A 19,291-nucleotide genomic window follows, 5' to 3' on the forward strand; every position below is an offset into this window, starting at 1 on the left:
GTATTGCTGTCACCGCTGGGCTACTCGCCGACCGGGGAGATCTTCAACCTGGCCTGCGAAGACGTCGCCACCCGCGCCGCCATCGATCTGGGCGCCGACAAGCTGCTGCTGTTCGGCGCGGACCCGGGGCTGATCGATGAAAACGGCCGTCTGGTCCGTGAACTGCGTCCGCAGCAGGTGCCGGCGCATTTGCAGCGTCTGGGTGCGAACTATCAGGCCGAGTTGCTGGATGCCGCGGCTGAAGCCTGCCGTGGCGGCGTCGGCCGCAGCCACATTGTCAGTTATGCCGAAGACGGCGCGCTGCTGACCGAACTCTTCACCCGTGACGGTGGCGGTACGTTGGTGGCGCAGGAGCAGTTCGAGGTAGTGCGCGAAGCGGCTATCGAAGACGTCGGTGGTTTGCTGGACCTGATCAGCCCGCTGGAAGAGCAGGGGATCCTGGTGCGTCGTTCTCGCGAAGTGCTGGAGCGCGAAATCGAGCAGTTCAGTGTGGTTGAGCGTGAAGGCATGATCATCGCCTGTGCGGCGCTGTATCAGATCGCGGACTCGGATGCCGGGGAACTGGCCTGTCTGGCGGTGAACCCGGAATACCGCCATGGCGGCCGTGGTGATGAATTGCTGGAACGGATCGAGACCCGTGCTCGTGCCCAAGGGCTCAAAACCCTGTTCGTCCTCACTACCCGGACGGCGCACTGGTTCCGCGAGCGCGGCTTTGTGCCCAGCAGCGTCGAGCGCCTGCCGTCGGCCAGGGCCTCGCTGTACAACTATCAGCGTAATTCGAAGATCTTCGAAAAGACTCTGTAACCTGAGGCGCCTAGACTACCCCCGAGGCTGGCGGATCGTAGGAATAAGTCGATCATTTCTGTCATTTTGTTGCTTGTTACGGTGTTCAGTGAGCAGATGGAAAAAAAGTCTACTACTGTATACAAACTGTAACAATTTGACGGGAAGATGCACGTTTCGCCATGATGGCGTCGCTTATTTGATCGTGATTGACGTATGAGGGATTACGCGAGCACGAATGGAACTAAAGAAGCGTTTGTAAATATCATTTAGGAATTAGTTCATGGGCCGATACCTCTGCATGCGGTTCGGTTGAGGCGTGTTGAGCTATATTCCCAAATCGCATGAAAAATAAAGAAATAATTCTTTTTGGGTTTATGAGAAATTCACTAACCTGAACGGACCAAACACTGCGATTAGACCAAAGTCGTAGACGCGACTGCTTACGATTGACTTATCGGTCACGGTCTTGCGCTAATCGCGCATCGATGGGAACCGGGGCGTCAGATCCTGGACCAAAGTGCACAAAAATTAGAAACGTAGAGGAGCGAAACATGAATAAGTCCACCTTGGCCCTGGCTGTGGCCGTAGGGGTTTTGGCGCAGCAGGCAAGCGCCGCCGGTTTCATCGAAGACAGTAAGGCGACCCTGGGTCTGCGTAACTTCTACATCAACACCGATAACCGTGACGGCCAACCATCGGCTACGTCCAACACCAGGAGCAAGAACGCAGAATGGGGCCAAGGCTTCGATCTGCGCTTTATCTCGGGTTACACCCAAGGTACTGTCCAGTTCGGTGTTGACGCCATTGGCCTGTATGGCGTGCGTTTGGACTCCAGCCGTGAAAATCACGGTAACTACACCGGTACTGCTTCCGGTGGCACTGTATTCCCAAGTGATGGCAAGGAGGCTGTTAACGAATTCGCCAGCCTGGGTCTGACCGGTAAGGTCAAAATCTCCCAGACCGAGCTGAAAATCGGCACCCTGCAACCGAACAACCCGGTCATTAAGTACAACGATGGTCGTCTGTTGCCACAAACCTTCACCGGTGGCGAGATCAAGTCCAACGAGATCAAGGACCTGACCCTGACTGCAGGCGAGATCAACGAGGCCAAAGGCCGCAACTCCAGCAACGACGAAGGTCTGTCGATCGCCGGTGCCAACGGCAGCTCCAACTACGACGCGGGCAAGTTCAGCAACAAGTTCTACTACGGTGGTGCTGACTACAAGCTCACCAAAGACCTGACCGCCTCGTACTACTACGGCGAGCTGAAGGACTTCTACTCGCAGAACTTCCTGGGCCTGGTGCACAACTGGTCCATCGGTCCTGGCGTGCTGAAAAGTGACCTGCGCTACTACCGTAGTCGCGACAACGGTGCCAACGGCAACGACAAAAACTACTTCACCTCGGGTTACTACCCAGACACCCCAAAATCGCTGACCAAAGGCAAGGTCGACAACAACCTGTACAGCTACCTGGCTTTGTACTCGGTTGAAGGTCACACCTTCGGCGGCGGCTATCAGGTCAGCAGCGGCGACAGCGATTTCCCTTATCTGAACCAGGGTGACGGCTCGTCGAACAGCACCATCACTGACATGCAGATCCAGAAGTTTTCCCGCGCTGGCGAACGTACCTGGCAAGCTCGCTACGCCTATGACTTCGCCAAGGTTGGCGTACCTGGCCTGACCGCCGGTGTGATCTACCTGCGTGGCAACGGTATCGACACCACTACTGGCGACAAAACCGAGTGGGAACGTGACCTGAGCCTGGCGTACGTGGTTCCGGAAGGCCCGCTGAAAAACCTCGGCTTTGCCTGGAAAAACGCCATGTGGCGCACCGACCTTGCTAACACCCGCGACCAGGACGAAAACCGCCTGATCGTCAGCTACTCGATCCCGCTGTTGTAATACCCAGGCGTTTGTAAGCCTGTATAAAAAGCCCCGTTCGGCGCAAGCCTGGCGGGGCTTTTGCGTTTCAAGTCGGGCCCACCCCCGCAGGCCCGCCTTCACTTCCCTCTTTGCAGCAACTCAAGGCCTTCTCGAACCTTGGTTCCAAGAGTGGTCTTTGCTTGTGTATACGTCCAGTGAACAGATGTTTAATATTCACTTTTAGTCTAAATAAATCGATATTTATTCTTTTTAATAAGCGGCGACACTAGGCACAGTAGGCTCATCACGCACTCACCAGGAGCAGCACCATGAGCCTCAGACTGGGCGACATTGCCCCCGATTTCGAACAGGATTCCAGCGCCGGCACTATCCGTTTTCACCAGTGGCTGGGCGATAGCTGGGGCGTGTTGTTTTCCCATCCAGCGGACTTCACACCGGTGTGCACCACGGAGCTGGGGTTTACCGCCAGGCTCAAGGATGAATTCACCCAGCGCGGCGTGAAGGCCATTGCACTCTCGGTCGACCCGGTGGACTCGCACCACAAGTGGATCGAAGACATCAACGAAACCCAGAACACCCTCGTCAACTTTCCGATCCTCGCCGACGCCGACCGCAAGGTCTCCGACCTCTATGACCTGATCCACCCGAATGCCAACGACACCCTGACCGTGCGTTCGCTGTTCGTCATCGACCCGAACAAGAAGGTTYGCCTGACCATCACGTATCCGGCCAGTACCGGACGCAACTTCCACGAGATCCTGCGGGTGATCGACTCATTGCAGCTCACCGACAACTACAAAGTGGCCACCCCGGCCAACTGGCAGGACGGTGATGAAGTGGTGATCGTGCCGTCGTTGAAGGATGAAGATGAAATCAGCAAACGCTTCCCTAAAGGCTACCGTGCAGTGAAACCGTATTTGCGTCTGACGCCACAACCCAACAGGTAAGTCATTGACGTTTTGCGGCGTGGCTTAAATCGCTATCGCGAGCAGGCTCGCTCCCACAGGTGTACACATCCCAATGTGGGAGCGAGCCTGCTCGCGATAGCGGTCTGCCAAGCGCAACAGCTTCAAAGTATCCACAAAGCAGGGGATTTCAGGCCGTTTCGACGGCCTTTTTTTTCGCCTGGAAAACGTTTTCCTGCATATGCATTAAAAGAATAAACACATAAATAAATATGATTTATGGATATATAAATCAACTGGTAAGGTCTGTCCATTGTCGCGAGATCGCACACTGCGAATCGCCGGAAACGCTTAAGGAATAGCCGCATGCTGGTCGTCACCTGTTGCAACAGATTGAAAACGCCGATGGCTTGTTGATTGCCACGCCGGTCTACAAGGCGTCGTTTTCCGGCGCACTGAAAACCTTGCTGGACCTGCTGCCGGAGCGCGCCTTGAGCCACAAGGTTGTACTGCCGATGGCCACTGGCGGCAGCATCGCCCACATGCTGGCCGTGGATTACGCGCTCAAGCCCGTGCTGTCGGCACTGAAAGCCCAGGAAATGCTCCACGGAATTTTCGCCGAAGACAGCCAGATCGCTTACGGCGAAGGCAGTGCGCAGGCGCAGTTGTCGCCGGCACTGGAGCAGCGCTTGGTTGAGGCGCTGGAGCAGTTCTTCAGTGCCATGGCCCGTCGGCCCAAGCCGCTGGACCCCAACCTGTTGAATGATCGTTTGTTGAGTGCTCGCTGGAGCATTTAAGCCTTACCCGAATTTGATGTACTGGCCTTACTCGCCCGCTAACGGGCAAGCAGGTGCAGCCAAAACCCTACTGCAAAAAGGAGAGCGCTATGCGCACTGTCATTTTGCGTCGAGGTCTGGTCGCTCTGTTTGCTGCGGCTGTGTCCTTCGGCGTCATTACTCAAGCTCAAGCGGCCGAGACCTTGCGAATCGGCTATCAAAAGTACGGCACCCTGGTGCTGCTCAAAGCCCGCGGCTCGCTGGAAAAACGCCTCGCCGCCCAAGGCATCAGCGTGCAATGGACTGAATTCCCCGGCGGCCCGCAGCTGCTCGAAGGGCTGAATGTCGGCTCGATCGATTTCGGCGTGACCGGCGAGACTCCACCGGTGTTCGCTCAGGCGGCCGGTGCCAACCTGCTCTACGTCGCGTACGAGCCACCTGCGCCGACCAGCGAAGCGATCCTGGTGCCGAAAGACTCGGCGATCAAATCGGTGCAGGACCTCAAGGGCAAGAAAGTCGTCCTCAACAAAGGCTCCAACGTGCACTACCTGCTGGTGCGCGCACTGGAAGACGCCGGTCTCAAGTACACCGACATCCAAACCGTATTCCTGCCACCGGCCGATGCCCGTGCGGCGTTCGAACGCGGMAGCGTCGATGCCTGGGTGATCTGGGACCCGTACCAGGCMGCCGCCGAACAGCAACTGCACGCGCGCACCTTGCGTGACGGCAGCGGCATCGTCGACAACCATCAGTTCTACCTGGCGACCAAGCCTTATGCCGAAAAACATCCGGACGTGATCAAGACCCTGGTGGAGGAAGTCCGCACCATCGGCGAATGGTCCAAAGCCAACCCTGAAGAAGTCACCCAACAAGTCTCGCCGCTGCTCGGCTTGCCGGCAGACATTACCCTGACCGCGGTGAAACGCCAGGGCTTCGGCGCGCATCTCCTCACGCCGCCAGTGATCGCGGCCCAGCAGAAAATCGCCGACAGCTTCTACCAGCTCAAATTGATTCCGAAACCCTTGAGCATCAAAGACGTTATCTGGACGCCACCGGCAGCCGTTGCCACTGCGCCGTAATTCGATTTCCTTAGGAGACCACTCCATGAGCCTTAATATTTTCTGGTTCCTGCCTACCCACGGTGACGGCCATTACCTTGGCACCGCCGAAGGCGCTCGCGCCGTCGATCACGGTTATTTGCAGCAAGTCGCCCAAGCGGCGGATCGCCTGGGTTTTGGTGGGGTACTGATTCCCACCGGCCGCTCCTGCGAAGACTCGTGGTTGGTGGCTGCGTCGCTGATCCCGGTGACCCAGCGTTTGAAGTTTCTGGTCGCGTTGCGCCCCGGGATCATTTCCCCGACGGTGGCCGCGCGCCAGGCGGCGACCCTGGATCGCTTGTCCGGTGGGCGTGCGCTGTTCAACCTGGTGACGGGTGGCGATCCAGAAGAACTGGCCGGCGACGGATTGTTTCTCAGTCACGAAGAGCGTTATCAGGCCTCGGTGGAATTCACCCGGATCTGGCGTCGGGTGCTGGAAGGCGAGACGGTCGACTACGACGGTCAGCACATCAGCGTGAAGGGCGCGAAATTGCTCTATCCGCCGATCCAGCAACCGCGTCCGCCGCTGTACTTCGGTGGCTCTTCTGAAGCGGCTCAGGATCTGGCTGCCGAGCARGTCGAAATGGTCCTGACCTGGGGCGAGCCACCGGCCGCCGTCGCCGAGAAAATCGAACAAGTACGCGCCAAGGCCGCGAAGCTCGGGCGCACCGTGCGCTTCGGCATTCGTTTGCATGTGATTGTCCGCGAAACCAACGCTGAAGCCTGGCAGGCTGCGGATCGCTTGATCTCCCATCTGGACGACGACACCATCGCTCGTGCTCAAGCTTCGTTGGCGCGTTTTGACTCAGTCGGCCAGCAGCGCATGGCCGCGCTGCACGGCGGCAGCCGCGACAACCTGGAAGTCAGCCCGAACCTCTGGGCCGGTGTCGGTCTGGTGCGCGGCGGTGCTGGCACCGCATTGGTCGGCGACGGTCCGACTGTGGCCGCGCGGGTCAAGGAATACGCGGACCTGGGCATCGATACCTTCATCTTCTCGGGCTACCCCCATCTGGAGGAATCGTATCGGGTCGCGGAGTTGTTGTTCCCGCACCTCGACGTCGAGCGTCCCGAGTTGCCGAAAAGCGCCGGTTACGTCAGCCCGTTCGGCGAGATGGTCGCCAACGACATTCTTCCCAAAGCCGCGTCCCAGAGCTGAGGCGCGCCATGAAAAGGGAAAAGCTTATCCACAGCCTGGCGCCGTGGGCCTTGCCGGTGCTGCTACTGGCGGTGTGGMAGTTGTCGGTGTCGGCGGGCTGGTTGTCGACACGGATTTTGCCGGCCCCCAGCGCGGTGATCGAGGCGGGCGTGAGCCTGGTGCGCAGCGGCGAAATCTGGAAACACCTGGCGATCAGCGGCTGGCGCGCCGGCATTGGTTTTGTGATTGGCGGCGGTATCGGTCTGGCATTGGGTTTCATCACCGGCCTGTCGAAGTGGGGCGAACGCCTGCTCGACAGTTCGGTGCAGATGATCCGCAACGTGCCGCATCTGGCGTTGATTCCGCTGGTGATCCTCTGGTTCGGCATTGACGAGTCGGCGAAGATTTTCCTGGTGGCGCTGGGGACGTTGTTCCCGATCTACCTCAACACTTACCACGGCATTCGCAACGTTGACCCGGCCTTGGTCGAAATGGCGCGCAGTTACGGCTTGTCCGGTTTCAGCCTGTTCCGTCAGGTGATTCTGCCGGGCGCGCTGCCTTCGATTCTGGTGGGCGTGCGCTTTGCCCTGGGCTTCATGTGGCTGACCCTGATCGTCGCTGAAACCATCTCTGCCAGCTCCGGCATTGGCTACCTGGCGATGAATGCCCGGGAGTTCTTGCAGACGGATGTGGTGGTGCTGGCGATTGTTCTGTACGCGGTGCTCGGCAAATTGGCCGACCTTGCAGCCCGTGGTCTGGAGCGGGTCTGGTTGCGCTGGCACCCGGCCTATCAAGTGGCCAAGGGCGGTGCAGCATGACGGCGCAACAACCTCCACGCCTGCTGCGCGGAATTCCGCTGGTGGTGCGCAAACTGCAAAAAACCTTTGGCGCGCGGCAGGTGCTGCGCGAGATCGATCTGCACATTCCGGCCGGTCAGTTCGTGGCCGTGGTCGGTCGCAGCGGCTGTGGCAAAAGTACCTTGCTGCGTCTGCTGGCAGGCCTTGATCAACCCACGGACGGTGAGCTGTTGGCCGGTTCTGCACCGCTCGACAAGGCGCGCGAAGACACCCGGTTGATGTTCCAGGAAGCGCGTTTGCTGCCATGGAAAAAGGTCATCGACAACGTCGGCCTCGGGCTCAAGGGCGATTGGCGCCAGCAGGCGCTGGACGCACTGGACGCCGTGGGCCTGGCAGATCGCGCCGATGAATGGCCGGCGGCGTTGTCCGGCGGGCAGAAGCAGCGGGTGGCCTTGGCGCGAGCGCTGATCCATCAGCCACGCTTGCTGTTGCTCGATGAGCCGCTGGGCGCACTGGATGCGCTGACCCGGATTGAAATGCAGCAACTGATCGAACGTCTTTGGCAGCAGCACGGTTTTACCGTGTTGCTGGTGACCCATGACGTCAGCGAAGCGGTGGCGATTGCCGACCGGGTGTTGTTGATCGAAGAGGGCGAAATCGGCCTCGACCTGCTGGTCGAACTGCCGCGCCCTCGGGTCCGTGGTTCCCATCGGCTGGCAGCGCTGGAAACCGAAGTGCTCAACCGCGTGCTGTCACTTCCGGGTTCGCCGCCTGCGCCGGAACCTGTTTCACCCTTGCCCACGCAATTGCGCTGGGCTCACTGACTCGATGTTCACCCAACGACAGGAATCAACCTCATGACGATCAAAGCCATCAATGTTCGTAACCAGTTCAAAGGCACCATCAAGGAAATCGTCGAGGGCGACGTGCTCTCGGAAATCGATGTTCAGACAGCGTCCGGCATCGTCACCTCGGTTATCACCACGCGCTCGGTCAAAGAGCTGGAACTGGCGATCGGCAGCGAAGTGATCGCCTTCGTGAAATCCACCGAGGTGTCGATCGCCAAGTTGTGATCGATGTGTCACACACAACCCCGGACGGCTTGAGCCCTTCGGGGTTGTTCCATGTGTGCCTGTCATGGAATCAGTGGTGTGGCCATCGCGAGCAGGCTCGCTCCCACAGGGGGATTTCTGCCATACACAAAATCTGTGTTCACTGAAGATCTATGTGGGAGCGAGCCTGCTCGCGATGAGGCCCGAGAAGGCAACAAGGAAATCAGGCGGGAATAGCGCGCTTGGGCAAATACGGTGGCAAATACAGCCCCAGATAAGCATCAAACACCCGCATCCCTTCCTCGGCCATGCGTGGGGTGATCTGCCCATGTTGTTGCACTGAGCGCGCATAGACGCGATCACCCAGCTCCATGGCCAAGGCAAACACATCGACATCCTTGGGCAACGTCGGCAGTTCGAAATGCTGATCGAAGAGTTTGTGCATCAGGTCGCCGAGTTCGAGGTCGTGCTGGCGGTCGGCCTGGGTGACTTCGGTCAGGCCGTGTTGAGCGAGGATCAGTTGCCGGGCGGCGGCGTCTTCGTCGTAGATGGCGAGCATGCGTTGCTCGACCAGTCGCGACAGATCACGCCAGCCATTCAGCGAGTCGACGTCGATCGGTTCTTGCAGGCACGCGCGAAAAGCGCTGTGGACGTCGGCGGTCAGGGCTTCGAGCAGGGCCGGGACGCTGGCGAAGAAGTGGTAGACCGATGACGGCGGGATCTCGGCGCGTTCGGCCACGCTGTAGATCGACAGGCTGGCCACGCCCTCGGCGGCAAGCAGCGTGCGGGCGGCGTCGAGTATCGAGTCGATCCGGGCCTGGCTGCGTGCGCGGGGTTTGCGAAGGGGGGCGGGGCGGGTCATTGAAGTCTCCTGCAGGGCAGCGGGCATTGTACGAGCAGGGTTCGATGTTGTCTGCCAGGACGCTTTCGCGAGCAGGCTCGCTCCCACATTTTATCTCCAGTGAGCATGAAACTTGTGTCTGACACCGATCTATTGTGGGAGCGAGCCTGCTCGCGATCCGCCGCAGGCGGCCACAAAAAAACGCCGCTGGCGATGAGGCCGGCGGCGTTGTTTTTTTGCTACAGCCGCTTACACGGTGTGCAGGTACCAGTTGTACTCGAGGTCGGAGATGGAGTGTTCGAACTCCTCCAGCTCGCTCTCTTTACAGGCGACAAAAATGTCGATGTATTTCGGATCGATGTACTTGGCCATGACTTCGCTGTCGTCCAGCTCGCGCAGTGCATCACGCAGGTTGTTCGGCAGGCTTTGCTCGTTCTGCTCGTAGCTGTTGCCTTCGACGGGCGCGCCCGGCTCGATCTTGTTGGTCAGGCCGTGATGCACGCCTGCCAGGACCGAAGCCATCAGCAAGTACGGGTTGGCATCGGCGCCAGCAACGCGGTGTTCGATACGTACGGCGTCGGACGAGCCGGTCGGTACGCGAATCGCCACGGTACGGTTATCCAGGCCCCAGCACGGCGAGTTCGGCACGTAGAACTGTGCGCCGAAACGACGGTACGAGTTGACGTTCGGGCAGAGGAAGGCCATCTGCGCCGGTAGGGTCTCGAGCACACCGCCGATCGCGTGACGCAGTGCGGCGTTCTGCTCGGGATCCTCACTGGCAAAAATATTCTTGCCGTCTTTATCAAGGATCGAGATGTGGACGTGCAGACCGTTACCCGCCTGGCCTGGGTAAGGCTTGGCCATGAAGGTGGTGTCCATCTCATGGTCGTAGGCGATGTTCTTGATCAGACGCTTGAGCAGTACCGCGTAATCGCAGGCCTTGATCGGGTCGGCAACGTGGTGCAGGTTCACTTCGAACTGCGCCGGAGCACTTTCCTTGACGATCGCGTCGGCAGGGATGCCTTGCTCTTTCGCACCTTCCAGGATGTCCTGGAGGCAGTCGACGTATTCGTCGAGGTCGTCGATCAGGTAAACCTGGGTCGAGTGCGGACGTTTGCCGGAAATCGGCGAGCGTGGAGGTTGTGGCCGGCCATTCACGTTCTCCTGGTCGATCAGGTAGAACTCAAGCTCGAATGCGGCGCAGATGGTCAGGCCCATCTCGTCGAACTTGGTCACGACCTGGCGCAGGACTTCACGTGGGTCGGCGAAGAAAGGTTCACCTTCCAGTTCGTGCATGGTCATCAACAGTTGCGCGGTAGGGCGCTTCTGCCAGGGTTCATTGCACAGGGTATCGGGGATTGGATAGCAGATTCGGTCAGCATCACCGATGTCCAGGCCCAGGCCGGTGCTTTCCACCGTCGAGCCGTTGATATCCAGAGCAAATAGAGAGGCCGGCAGGTTGATGCCTTTCTCGTAAACCTTGTGGAGGCTGGTGCGTTCGATGCGCTTGCCGCGCACCACACCATTCATATCCGCAATCAGAAGGTCAACGTACAGAACCTCAGGATGTTCCTTAAGGAACGCGTTCGCTTCGTTGAGCTGAACGGCACGCGGGGGTACCGACATGATGCAACACCTTTGTTGTTAAAAATATCAATCATTGATCTTTTCGGATTCCAGTCAACCCGAACGGCATGCCGAAGTCAAGCGAGGCCTTTTTTGCCCTAAAAAAGCGCTCCAAGGGCATTTTTGAGGCGCTTTGGGGCACGTACGTCCGCGCAGCGGCCACCGCTGCCAAGGGCCTGCCGTCGATACTCGCGTCACTGGCGGAACTGCTCGATCCGACCGATATTATTGACGGTCTGGATGGCATCCTGTTTACCGGCTCTCCTTCTACTGTAGAACCTTTTCACTATAGCGGTCCTGCKAGTGTGCCGGGAACTGCTCATGATCCTGCACGCGACGCCACTGCCCTCCCGTTGATTCGCGCCAGCCAGCAGGCAACACAACGCGACGCGGATGCGTCAAATAACGCCTGACGTTTAAAGACGTCAGGACACTCAGCCCAGAGGCATTTATGAGTAACAACCTCGACCAGCTCACCGATTGGTTGAAAGACCACAAGATCACAGAAGTCGAATGCATGATTGGCGATCTGACCGGGATCACCCGCGGCAAGATTTCGCCGACCAACAAGTTCATTGCCGAAAAAGGCATGCGCCTGCCCGAGAGTGTGCTGTTGCAAACAGTGACGGGCGACTACGTCGAAGACGACATCTATTACGAACTGCTCGACCCGGCCGACATCGACATGATCTGCCGCCCGGACTCGAACGCGGTATTCCTCGTGCCGTGGGCCATCGAGCCGACCGCGCAGGTGATTCACGACACCTACGACAAGCAGGGCAACCCGATCGAGCTGTCGCCGCGCAACGTGCTGAAGAAAGTCCTGAAGCTCTATTCCGACAAGGGCTGGCAGCCGATCGTGGCGCCGGAGATGGAGTTCTACCTGACCAAGCGTTGCGAAGACCCGGACTTCCCGTTGCAGCCGCCGATTGGCCGCTCCGGTCGCCCGGAAACCGGACGTCAGTCGTTCTCCATTGAGGCGGCTAACGAATTCGACCCGTTGTTCGAAGACGTCTACGACTGGTGCGAACTGCAAGAGCTGGATCTGGACACGCTGATCCACGAGGACGGCACGGCGCAGATGGAGATCAACTTCCGTCACGGCGACGCGCTGTCCCTGGCCGACCAGATCCTGGTGTTCAAGCGCACCATGCGCGAAGCGGCGCTCAAGCACGACGTGGCCGCGACCTTCATGGCCAAGCCGATGACCGGCGAGCCGGGCAGCGCGATGCACTTGCACCAGAGCATCATCGACATAGAAACCGGCAAGAACGTCTTCTCCAATGAAGACGGGACGATGAGCGAGCTGTTCCTGCACCACATCGGTGGCTTGCAGAAGTTCATCCCCGAGCTGTTGCCGCTGTTCGCACCCAACGTCAACTCGTTCCGCCGCTTCCTGCCGGATACCTCGGCGCCGGTGAACGTGGAGTGGGGCGAAGAAAACCGCACCGTCGGCCTGCGAGTCCCGGACGCAGGGCCGCAAAACCGTCGGGTGGAAAACCGCCTGCCGGGCGCCGATGCCAACCCTTACCTGGCGATCGCCGCGAGCCTGCTCTGCGGTTACATCGGCATGGTGGAAGGCATCAACCCGAGCGCACCGGTGGTTGGACGGGGTTACGAGCGACGCAATCTGCGTTTGCCGCTGACCATCGAAGACGCACTGGAGCGCATGGAACACAGCGCGACCATCGAGAAGTATCTGGGCAAAAAATTCATCACTGGCTACGTCGCGGTCAAGCGGGCCGAGCATGAAAACTTCAAGCGCGTGATCAGTTCGTGGGAGCGGGAGTTCCTGTTGTTCGCCGTCTGATGCGCCGGGTGCAGCCCTGAACAGCCGCACTCTCACCCTATAAGGAGAGCTTTATGACCAGCAAGAACCCGCAAACCCGTGAATGGCAAACCTTGAGCCGCGAACACCACCTGGCGCCTTTCAGCGACTTCAAGCAGCTGAAAGAGAAAGGCCCGCGGATCATCACCAACGCCAAGGGCGTTTATCTCTGGGACAGCGAAGGCAACAAGATCCTCGACGGCATGGCCGGCCTGTGGTGCGTGGCTATCGGTTACGGTCGCGATGAACTGGCCGATGCCGCCAGCAAACAGATGCGCGAGCTGCCTTATTACAACCTGTTCTTCCAGACCGCCCACCCGCCGGTACTGGAGCTGGCCAAGGCCATCTCGGACATCGCGCCAGAAGGCATGAACCACGTGTTCTTCACCGGTTCCGGCTCCGAAGGCAACGACACCATGCTGCGTATGGTCCGCCACTACTGGGCGATCAAGGGCCAGCCGAACAAGAAGGTCRTCATCAGCCGCATAAACGGCTACCACGGCTCGACCGTGGCCGGCGCCAGCCTGGGCGGCATGACTTACATGCACGAACAGGGCGACTTGCCGATCCCGGGCATCGTTCACATCCCGCAGCCGTACTGGTTCGGTGACGGGGGCGACATGACCCCTGAAGAGTTCGGTATCTGGGCCGCCAACCAGTTGGAAGAAAAGATTCTCGAACTCGGCGTCGACACGGTCGGTGCGTTCATTGCCGAGCCGATCCAGGGCGCGGGCGGCGTGATCATTCCGCCAGACAGCTACTGGCCGCGCATCAAGGAAATCCTCGCCAAGTACGACATCCTGTTCGTTGCGGACGAGGTGATTTGTGGTTTCGGTCGTACCGGCGAGTGGTTCGGCAGCGATTTCTACGGCCTCAAGCCCGACATGATGACCATCGCCAAAGGCCTGACGTCCGGCTACATCCCGATGGGTGGCCTGATCGTGCGTGATGAAGTGGTCGATGTGCTGAACGAAGGGGGCGACTTCAACCACGGATTCACCTATTCCGGGCACCCGGTCGCCGCTGCGGTGGCACTGGAAAATATTCGTATTCTGCGCGAAGAGAAAATTATCGAGYACGTTCGTGCAGAAACGGCACCTTATTTGCAAAAGCGTCTACGGGAACTGAACGATCACCCTCTGGTGGGTGAAGTTCGTGGGGTAGGTCTGTTGGGGGCTATCGAACTGGTTCAGGACAAGGCGACCCGTGCGCGGTATGTCGGCAAGGGGGTTGGCATGATCTGCCGGCAGTTCTGCTTCGACAACGGGCTGATCATGCGCGCCGTGGGCGACACCATGATCATTGCTCCGCCACTGGTCATCACCAAGGCCGAGATCGACGAACTGGTGACCAAGGCGCGCAAGTGCCTKGACCTGACGCTGAGTGCGCTGCAAAGCTAAGTGCTAGGCTCTGAGCGAGGTCCGTGGCTGGCACTTCGCTCAGGGCGCACAAAGGATGGGTCTTTCCTTGAAAGCCTGCCTTGTAACTAGGTTTGAAGAAAACTGGCAAGACACTGCTCGCCTTGTCCCTGATGGGCGTGATGGCTGGGGCAGCCCAGGCCGACGATAAAGTACTGCACGTTTACAACTGGTCCGACTACATCGCACCGGACACCATCGCGAACTTTGAAAAAGAGTCCGGGATCAAGGTCGTCTACGATGTGTTCGACAGTAACGAAACCCTCGAGGCGAAGTTGCTGGCCGGTAAGTCCGGTTATGACGTGGTGGTGCCCTCCAACAACTTCCTGGCCAAGCAGATCAAGGCCGGTGTTTACCGGGAGCTGGACAAGTCCAAGCTGTCCAACTACGGCAACCTGAACAAGTCGCTGCTCAAGGCGGTTTCTGTCAGCGACCCGGACAACAAACATGCCTTCCCTTACATGTGGGGTTCGATCGGTATCGGTTACAACGCCGAGAAGGTCAAAGCGGCGCTGGGCATCGACAAGATCGACTCTTGGGATGTGGTGCTCAAGCCGGAGAACATCGCCAAGCTCAAGGGCTGCGGCGTGAGCTTCCTCGATTCGCCGACCGAAATGCTGCCAGTTGCCCTGCATTACCTGGGTCTGCCGACCGACAGCCAGAAAAAGGAAGAYCTGAAGAAGGCTGAAGAGCTGTTCCTGAAGATTCGTCCTTCGATCACCTACTTCCACTCGTCCAAGTACATCTCGGACCTGGCCAACGGCAACATCTGCGTAGCCGTCGGCTATTCGGGTGACGTTCAGCAGGCCAAGACCCGTGCCGCCGAAGCCGGTGACAAGGTGAAAGTCAGCTACGCCATTCCAAAAGAAGGCGCCGGCAGCTTCTACGACATGGTCGCTATTCCTAAAGATGCGGAAAACGTCGAGGGTGCCTACAAGTTCATGAACTACCTGTTGCAGCCGAAAGTGATGGCTGAAATCACCAACGCCGTGCGTTTCCCTAACGGCAACGCCGAAGCCACTCAGTACGTGAACAAGGAAATCACCTCGGACCCGGGCATCTACCCGACTGCCGAAGTGCAGGCCAAGCTGTATGCAATCGCCGATTTGCCAGCCGCTACCCAGCGTGAGCTGACCCGCAGCTGGACCAAGATCAAATCCGGTAAATAAGCCGGTTTAAGGCAATAACCTGTTGCCGTCGTCGCTCTGGCGGCGGCAGCAGGGATAATTAAATGACAGAAAGTTTTGCTGGAAAGGTTTATCGAGGGTAAGTTGCGCGCCGGTTTTGTTGCCACGCAGCCATGGCTGTCACGTAACGCTGGGCAACTTGGGCCCAACTATTTTAGAGGACCTTCACTTGCCTGTTTCTTTGTTTCGCAACGCCTTGCTGATCGGCGCCGGCCTGACGCTCGCCGTCAGTGTTCAAGCTGCGTCCACCGTGCATATTTATAACTGGTCGGATTACATCGGGCAGACCACCCTCGCCGATTTCGAAAAAGCCACTGGCGTCAAGCCGGTGTACGACGTGTTCGACTCCAACGAAACCCTGGAAGGCAAGTTGCTGGCCGGGCACACCGGGTATGACGTGGTCGTGCCGTCCAACCACTTCCTGGGCAAGCAGATCAAGGCCGGGGCGTTCCAGAAGCTCGACAAGTCGCAGTTGCCGAACTACCCCAACCTCGATCCGGTGCTGCTCAAGCGCCTGGAAATGAACGACCCTGGCAACCAGTACGCCGTGCCGTACCTGTGGGGTACCAACGGCATCGGCTACAACGTCGACAAGGTCAAGGCGGTGCTCGGCGTCGACAAGATCGATTCCTGGGCCGTGCTGTTCGAACCCGAGAACATCAAGAAGCTCAACAGCTGTGGCGTGGCCTTCCTCGACTCGGCTGACGAAATGCTGCCGACGGTCCTGAACTACATGGGCCTGAACGCCAACAGCACGAACCCGGACGACTACCAAAAGGCTGAAGCCAAGTTACTGGCAGTGCGGCCTTATGTGACCTACTTCCACTCGTCCAAATACATCTCGGACCTGGCCAACGGCAACATTTGTGTCGCGGTCGGTTTCTCGGGGGATATTTTCCAGGCCAAGGCCCGTGCTGCCGAAGCTGGAAAAGGCGTGAATGTTGCCTACGCGATTCCAAAGGAAGGCGGTGCGCTGTGGTTCGACATGCTGGCGATTCCCAAGGACTCCGCCAACGTCAAACAGGCCCATGCCTTCATCAACTATGTACTCAAGCCTGAAGTGATCGCTCAGGTGAGTGATGCCGTCGGCTACGCCAACCCCAATCCCGGGTCGGACAAACTGATGGAGCAATCGATTCGTAGCAATCAATCGGTGTATCCGCCGCAAGCGGTCCTCGACAAGACCTACGTGCAGGTTGAGCTGCCGCCAAAGATTCAACGGTTGATGACCCGCAGCTGGACCAAGGTCAAGTCGGGTAAATAGTGACAAAGGCTCAGACTATCCAAGGTTCGCCTGTATTGGGTGAACTGCAAATTTTGTTGGGAGTTTCGTAAATGGCAGTTGCCTCCGGCGCCTATAAGAAAGCCCTCGAGGGCGACCAGACACCGAAACAGGTGCTGGTCAAAATCGACCGGGTCACGAAGAAGTTCGACGAGACGATTGCCGTGGACGATGTGTCCCTGGAAATCAGGAAGGGCGAGATCTTCGCTTTGCTCGGCGGTTCGGGATCGGGCAAATCGACCTTGCTGCGCATGCTTGCAGGTTTCGAACGGCCCACGGAGGGGCGCATTTTCCTCGACGGCGTCGACATCACCGAGATGCCGCCGTACGAGCGTCCGATCAACATGATGTTCCAGTCCTACGCCTTGTTCCCGCACATGACCGTGGCGCAGAACATCGCTTTCGGCCTGAAGCAGGACAAGATCCCGGCGGCAGAAGTCGATGCCCGTGTGACCGAAATGCTCAAGCTGGTGCAGATGAGCCAGTACGCCAAGCGCAAGCCGCACCAGCTCTCCGGTGGTCAGCGTCAGCGTGTTGCGCTGGCTCGCTCACTGGCCAAGCGTCCGAAGCTGCTGTTGCTCGACGAGCCGATGGGCGCGCTGGACAAAAAACTGCGTTCGCAGATGCAGCTCGAACTGGTGGAGATCATCGAACGCGTCGGCGTGACCTGCGTCATGGTGACCCACGATCAGGAAGAGGCCATGACCATGGCCGAGCGCATTGCAATCATGCACCTGGGCTGGATCGCGCAGATCGGCAGCCCGATCGATATCTACGAAACCCCGACCAGCCGCCTGGTGTGCGAGTTCATCGGTAACGTCAACATCTTCGAAGGCGAAGTGGTGGACGATGCCGAGGGCCATGCGCTGATTACCTGCAAGGACCTGGACCGCAACATCTACGTCGGCCACGGCATCAGCACCTCGGTGCAAGACAAGTCGGTGACCTACGCGATTCGTCCGGAAAAACTGCTGGTGACAGCAGAAATGCCGACCTGCGAACATAACTGGTCGAGCGGCAAGGTCCACGATATTGCCTACCTCGGCGGGCATTCGGTGTTCTACGTCGAATTGCCAAGCGGGAAGATCGTGCAGTCGTTCGTGGCCAACGCCGAACGTCGTGGCCAGCGCCCTACCTGGGGCGATCAGGTTTACGTCTGGTGGGAAGATGACAGCGGCGTGGTACTGCGCTCATGAACACGCAAAAACTCACGCGCCGACTCAGTCGAATAATTCCCGCGGGTCGTCATCTGGTCATTGGGGTCCCGTTCCTCTGGCTGTTCATGTTCTTCATGCTGCCGTTCTTCATCGTCCTGAAGATCAGCTTCGCCGAAGCCGACGTGGCCATTCCGCCGTACACCGAGATCTACAGCTACGTCGATCAGAAGGTCCAGCTGCTGCTGAACCTGGGCAACTACACGATGCTGGGCGGCGACGAGTTGTATATCGCCGCTTACCTCGGCTCGTTGAAAATGGCGTTTTTCAGCACGCTTCTCTGTTTGCTGATCGGCTACCCGATGGCCTACGCCATCGCCAGCGCCCGTAAAGAAGTGCAGACAGTGCTGGTGCTGCTGATCATGATGCCGACCTGGACCGCCATCCTGATCCGCGTGTATGCGTGGATGGGCATCCTCAGCAACAACGGCTTGCTCAATGGCTTCCTGATGTCGATGGGCTGGATCAACGAGCCGCTGCAGATCCTCAACACCAACCTGGCGGTCTATATCGGTGTGGTTTATTCGTACCTGCCGTTCATGATCCTGCCGCTGTACGCCAACCTGGTGAAGCACGACAACAGTTTGCTGGAAGCCGCTTCGGACCTGGGTTCAAGCAACTTCAACAGCTTCTGGAAGATCACCGTCCCGTTATCGAAAAACGGCATCATCGCTGGCTGCATGCTGGTGTTCATCCCTGTGGTCGGTGAGTTCGTGATCCCGGAACTGCTCGGCGGCCCGGAAACCCTGATGATCGGTAAAGTGCTCTGGCAAGAGTTCTTCAACAACCGTGACTGGCCGGTGGCGTCCGCCCTGGCGGTGGTGATGCTGGCGATCCTGATTGTGCCGATCATCCTGTTCAACCGCAGTCAGGCCAAGGAAATGGAGGGTAAAGAATGAAGCGCTTCCGTTTCTCCAGCCTGATGCTGGTGCTCGGCCTGTTGTTCATTTATGCGCCGATGCTGATCCTGGTGATCTACTCGTTCAACGCCTCGAAACTGGTGACGGTCTGGGGCGGCTGGTCGGTCAAGTGGTACGTCGGTCTGCTGGACAACACCCAACTGATGGGCTCGGTGGTGCGCTCGCTGGAAATCGCCTGCTACACCGCGATTGCCGCCGTTGCGCTGGGGACGCTGGCGGCGTTCGTGCTGACCCGCGTCACTCGCTTCAAGGGCCGCACACTGTTCGGTGGCTTGGTCACCGCGCCGCTGGTGATGCCGGAAGTAATCACCGGTCTGTCGCTGTTGCTGCTGTTCGTGGCGATKGCGCAGATGATCGGCTGGCCGCAGGAGCGGGGGCTGGTGACCATCTGGATTGCCCACACCACGTTCTGCGCCGCCTATGTGGCGGTGGTGGTCTCGGCGCGCCTGCGTGAGCTGGACCTGTCCATCGAAGAGGCGGCCATGGACCTCGGTGCGCGGCCGTGGAAGGTGTTCTTCCTGATCACCATTCCGATGATCGC

At 58.8% G+C, this 19,291-nt stretch carries 17 protein-coding genes and 2 pseudogenes; 17 read left to right on the top strand and 2 right to left on the bottom strand.

From position 1 onward, the window contains the following. The 9 genes and pseudogenes from argA to AC1DH9_RS17040 all read left to right on the top strand — a co-directional run. Positions 1–804: amino-acid N-acetyltransferase (gene argA, locus AC1DH9_RS17000; protein WP_477808466.1), on the top strand; the 804-nt coding region annotated here is incomplete at its 5' end. A 533-nt stretch (positions 805–1,337) separates the two neighbouring features. Then, positions 1,338–2,690 carry an OprD family porin gene (locus tag AC1DH9_RS17005; protein WP_427538687.1) on the top strand — a complete coding sequence of 451 codons (1,353 nt, stop codon included), beginning with the start codon at positions 1,338–1,340 and terminating at the stop codon, positions 2,688–2,690. 290 nt (positions 2,691–2,980) lie between these two features. Further along, complete coding sequence (locus AC1DH9_RS17010) at positions 2,981–3,619, top strand: peroxiredoxin (RefSeq protein ID WP_477808467.1); 639 nt, start codon at positions 2,981–2,983, stop codon at positions 3,617–3,619. 338 nt (positions 3,620–3,957) lie between these two features. Further along, a pseudogene (gene ssuE, locus AC1DH9_RS17015) lies at positions 3,958–4,374 on the top strand (NADPH-dependent FMN reductase); the annotation flags it as partial. Between the two features lie 89 nt (positions 4,375–4,463). Continuing rightward, positions 4,464–5,432, top strand: coding sequence for a sulfonate ABC transporter substrate-binding protein (locus AC1DH9_RS17020; protein WP_427538678.1), 969 nt, complete (start codon positions 4,464–4,466; stop codon positions 5,430–5,432). Between the two features lie 25 nt (positions 5,433–5,457). Beyond that, positions 5,458–6,606: an FMNH2-dependent alkanesulfonate monooxygenase gene (gene ssuD, locus AC1DH9_RS17025; protein ID WP_025112025.1), complete on the top strand. Its 1,149-nt coding sequence runs from the start codon at positions 5,458–5,460 to the stop codon at positions 6,604–6,606. A gap of 8 nt (positions 6,607–6,614) precedes the next feature. After that, on the top strand, positions 6,615–7,403 hold the full coding sequence (ssuC, locus tag AC1DH9_RS17030; RefSeq protein ID WP_477808468.1) for an aliphatic sulfonate ABC transporter permease SsuC: 789 nt from the start codon (positions 6,615–6,617) through the stop codon (positions 7,401–7,403). Further along, complete coding sequence (gene ssuB / locus AC1DH9_RS17035) at positions 7,400–8,206, top strand: aliphatic sulfonates ABC transporter ATP-binding protein (protein ID WP_427538675.1); 807 nt, start codon at positions 7,400–7,402, stop codon at positions 8,204–8,206. The genes ssuC and ssuB overlap by 4 nt, the downstream gene beginning before the upstream one ends. A gap of 33 nt (positions 8,207–8,239) precedes the next feature. Continuing rightward, positions 8,240–8,455: a TOBE domain-containing protein gene (locus AC1DH9_RS17040; RefSeq protein WP_003177394.1), complete on the top strand. Its 216-nt coding sequence runs from the start codon at positions 8,240–8,242 to the stop codon at positions 8,453–8,455. 202 nt (positions 8,456–8,657) lie between these two features. Here AC1DH9_RS17040 and AC1DH9_RS17045 read toward each other — a convergent pair whose 3' ends face one another. Both AC1DH9_RS17045 and AC1DH9_RS17050 read right to left on the bottom strand, forming a co-directional pair. Next, complete coding sequence (locus AC1DH9_RS17045) at positions 8,658–9,296, bottom strand: TetR/AcrR family transcriptional regulator (RefSeq protein WP_427538672.1); 639 nt, start codon at positions 9,294–9,296, stop codon at positions 8,658–8,660. Between the two features lie 228 nt (positions 9,297–9,524). Beyond that, positions 9,525–10,901 carry a glutamine synthetase family protein gene (locus tag AC1DH9_RS17050; RefSeq protein WP_010466681.1) on the bottom strand — a complete coding sequence of 459 codons (1,377 nt, stop codon included), beginning with the start codon at positions 10,899–10,901 and terminating at the stop codon, positions 9,525–9,527. A 143-nt stretch (positions 10,902–11,044) separates the two neighbouring features. Here AC1DH9_RS17050 and AC1DH9_RS17055 point away from each other — a divergent pair. The 8 genes and pseudogenes from AC1DH9_RS17055 to AC1DH9_RS17090 form a co-directional block, all read left to right on the top strand. Next, positions 11,045–11,278 (top strand): annotated as a pseudogene (locus AC1DH9_RS17055) (gamma-glutamyl-gamma-aminobutyrate hydrolase family protein); the annotation flags it as partial. Between the two features lie 74 nt (positions 11,279–11,352). Next, entirely contained in the window at positions 11,353–12,711 is a 1,359-nt protein-coding gene (locus tag AC1DH9_RS17060) for a glutamine synthetase family protein (protein ID WP_054594537.1), read from the top strand. Between the two features lie 53 nt (positions 12,712–12,764). Continuing rightward, positions 12,765–14,129, top strand: coding sequence for an aspartate aminotransferase family protein (locus AC1DH9_RS17065; protein WP_477808469.1), 1,365 nt, complete (start codon positions 12,765–12,767; stop codon positions 14,127–14,129). A 92-nt stretch (positions 14,130–14,221) separates the two neighbouring features. Then, positions 14,222–15,316, top strand: coding sequence for a polyamine ABC transporter substrate-binding protein (locus AC1DH9_RS17070; RefSeq protein ID WP_427538945.1), 1,095 nt, complete (start codon positions 14,222–14,224; stop codon positions 15,314–15,316). Between the two features lie 187 nt (positions 15,317–15,503). After that, positions 15,504–16,598 carry a polyamine ABC transporter substrate-binding protein gene (locus AC1DH9_RS17075; RefSeq protein WP_427538666.1) on the top strand — a complete coding sequence of 365 codons (1,095 nt, stop codon included), beginning with the start codon at positions 15,504–15,506 and terminating at the stop codon, positions 16,596–16,598. Positions 16,599–16,669: 71 nt separating this feature from the next. Next, positions 16,670–17,812, top strand: a complete 1,143-nt coding sequence (locus AC1DH9_RS17080) for an ABC transporter ATP-binding protein (RefSeq protein ID WP_123580981.1) — start codon at positions 16,670–16,672, stop codon at positions 17,810–17,812. A 35-nt stretch (positions 17,813–17,847) separates the two neighbouring features. Then, positions 17,848–18,729, top strand: a complete 882-nt coding sequence (locus AC1DH9_RS17085; RefSeq protein ID WP_429538958.1) for an ABC transporter permease subunit — start codon at positions 17,848–17,850, stop codon at positions 18,727–18,729. Beyond that, positions 18,726–19,291: ABC transporter permease subunit (locus AC1DH9_RS17090; protein WP_477808470.1), on the top strand; the 566-nt coding region annotated here is incomplete at its 3' end. The genes AC1DH9_RS17085 and AC1DH9_RS17090, both read left to right, overlap by 4 nt.

This window comes from Pseudomonas sp. 05T35 (assembly GCF_056396605.1).

Bases quoted from the DNA above. Each gene is read 5' to 3' on its own strand.
- AC1DH9_RS17045 (WP_427538672.1), bottom strand. From the start codon at position 9,296: ATGACCCGCCCCGCCCCCCTTCGCAAACCCCGCGCACGCAGCCAGGCC.
- AC1DH9_RS17060 (WP_054594537.1), top strand. From the start codon at position 11,353: ATGAGTAACAACCTCGACCAGCTCACCGATTGGTTGAAAGACCACAAG.
- AC1DH9_RS17040 (WP_003177394.1), top strand. From the start codon at position 8,240: ATGACGATCAAAGCCATCAATGTTCGTAACCAGTTCAAAGGCACCATC.
- AC1DH9_RS17050 (WP_010466681.1), bottom strand. From the start codon at position 10,901: ATGTCGGTACCCCCGCGTGCCGTTCAGCTCAACGAAGCGAACGCGTTC.
- ssuB (WP_427538675.1), top strand. From the start codon at position 7,400: ATGACGGCGCAACAACCTCCACGCCTGCTGCGCGGAATTCCGCTGGTG.
- AC1DH9_RS17005 (WP_427538687.1), top strand. From the start codon at position 1,338: ATGAATAAGTCCACCTTGGCCCTGGCTGTGGCCGTAGGGGTTTTGGCG.
- AC1DH9_RS17080 (WP_123580981.1), top strand. From the start codon at position 16,670: ATGGCAGTTGCCTCCGGCGCCTATAAGAAAGCCCTCGAGGGCGACCAG.